This window comes from Pseudomonas sp. GM49 (genome assembly GCF_000282355.1).
Taxonomy (GTDB): domain Bacteria; phylum Pseudomonadota; class Gammaproteobacteria; order Pseudomonadales; family Pseudomonadaceae; genus Aquipseudomonas.
On the sequence record NZ_AKJL01000124.1, the window covers coordinates 1 to 1,743 of the forward strand.

Below are 1,743 nucleotides of genomic sequence, written 5' to 3' on the forward strand. Positions count from 1 at the left end.
AGTATAACCAGATTGCTTGGGGTTATATGGTCAAGTGAAGAAGCGCATACGGTGGATGCCTTGGCAGTCAGAGGCGATGAAAGACGTGGTAGCCTGCGAAAAGCTTCGGGGAGTCGGCAAACAGACTTTGATCCGGAGATGTCTGAATGGGGGAACCCAGCCATCATAAGATGGTTATCTTGTACTGAATACATAGGTGCAAGAGGCGAACCAGGGGAACTGAAACATCTAAGTACCCTGAGGAAAAGAAATCAACCGAGATTCCCTTAGTAGTGGCGAGCGAACGGGGACTAGCCCTTAAGTGGCTTTGAGATTAGCGGAACGCTCTGGAAAGTGCGGCCATAGTGGGTGATAGCCCTGTACGCGAAAATCTCTTGGTCATGAAATCGAGTAGGACGGAGCACGAGAAACTTTGTCTGAATATGGGGGGACCATCCTCCAAGGCTAAATACTACTGACTGACCGATAGTGAACTAGTACCGTGAGGGAAAGGCGAAAAGAACCCCGGAGAGGGGAGTGAAATAGATCCTGAAACCGTATGCGTACAAGCAGTGGGAGCCTACTTTGTTAGGTGACTGCGTACCTTTTGTATAATGGGTCAGCGACTTATTTTCAGTGGCGAGCTTAACCGAATAGGGGAGGCGTAGCGAAAGCGAGTCTTAATAGGGCGTCTAGTCGCTGGGAATAGACCCGAAACCGGGCGATCTATCCATGGGCAGGTTGAAGGTTAGGTAACACTGACTGGAGGACCGAACCGACTACCGTTGAAAAGTTAGCGGATGACCTGTGGATCGGAGTGAAAGGCTAATCAAGCTCGGAGATAGCTGGTTCTCCTCGAAAGCTATTTAGGTAGCGCCTCATGTATCACTGTAGGGGGTAGAGCACTGTTTCGGCTAGGGGGTCATCCCGACTTACCAAACCGATGCAAACTCCGAATACCTACAAGTGCCGAGCATGGGAGACACACGGCGGGTGCTAACGTCCGTCGTGAAAAGGGAAACAACCCAGACCGTCAGCTAAGGTCCCAAAGTTATGGTTAAGTGGGAAACGATGTGGGAAGGCTTAGACAGCTAGGAGGTTGGCTTAGAAGCAGCCACCCTTTAAAGAAAGCGTAATAGCTCACTAGTCGAGTCGGCCTGCGCGGAAGATGTAACGGGGCTCAAACCATACACCGAAGCTACGGGTATCACCTTCGGGTGATGCGGTAGAGGAGCGTTCTGTAAGCCTGTGAAGGTGAGTTGAGAAGCTTGCTGGAGGTATCAGAAGTGCGAATGCTGACATGAGTAACGACAATGGGTGTGAAAAACACCCACGCCGAAAGACCAAGGTTTCCTGCGCAACGTTAATCGACGCAGGGTTAGTCGGTCCCTAAGGCGAGGCTGAAAAGCGTAGTCGATGGAAAACAGGTTAATATTCCTGTACTTCTGGTTATTGCGATGGAGGGACGGAGAAGGCTAGGCCAGCTTGGCGTTGGTTGTCCAAGTTTAAGGTGGTAGGCTGGAATCTTAGGTAAATCCGGGATTCCAAGGCCGAGAGCTGATGACGAGTTACCCTTTGGGTGACGAAGTGGTTGATGCCATGCTTCCAAGAAAAGCTTCTAAGCTTCAGATAACCAGGAACCGTACCCCAAACCGACACAGGTGGTTGGGTAGAGAATACCAAGGCGCTTGAGAGAACTCGGGTGAAGGAACTAGGCAAAATGGCACCGTAACTTCGGGAGAAGGTGCGCCGGTGAGGGTGAAG

Annotated in this window: 1 rRNA gene; it reads left to right on the plus strand. The window is 51.0% G+C overall.

The window, feature by feature from the left end:
- Positions 1-28: 28 nt before the first annotated feature.
- Positions 29-1,743: ribosomal RNA gene (locus tag PMI29_RS16970) — 23S ribosomal RNA — on the plus strand; the annotation flags it as partial.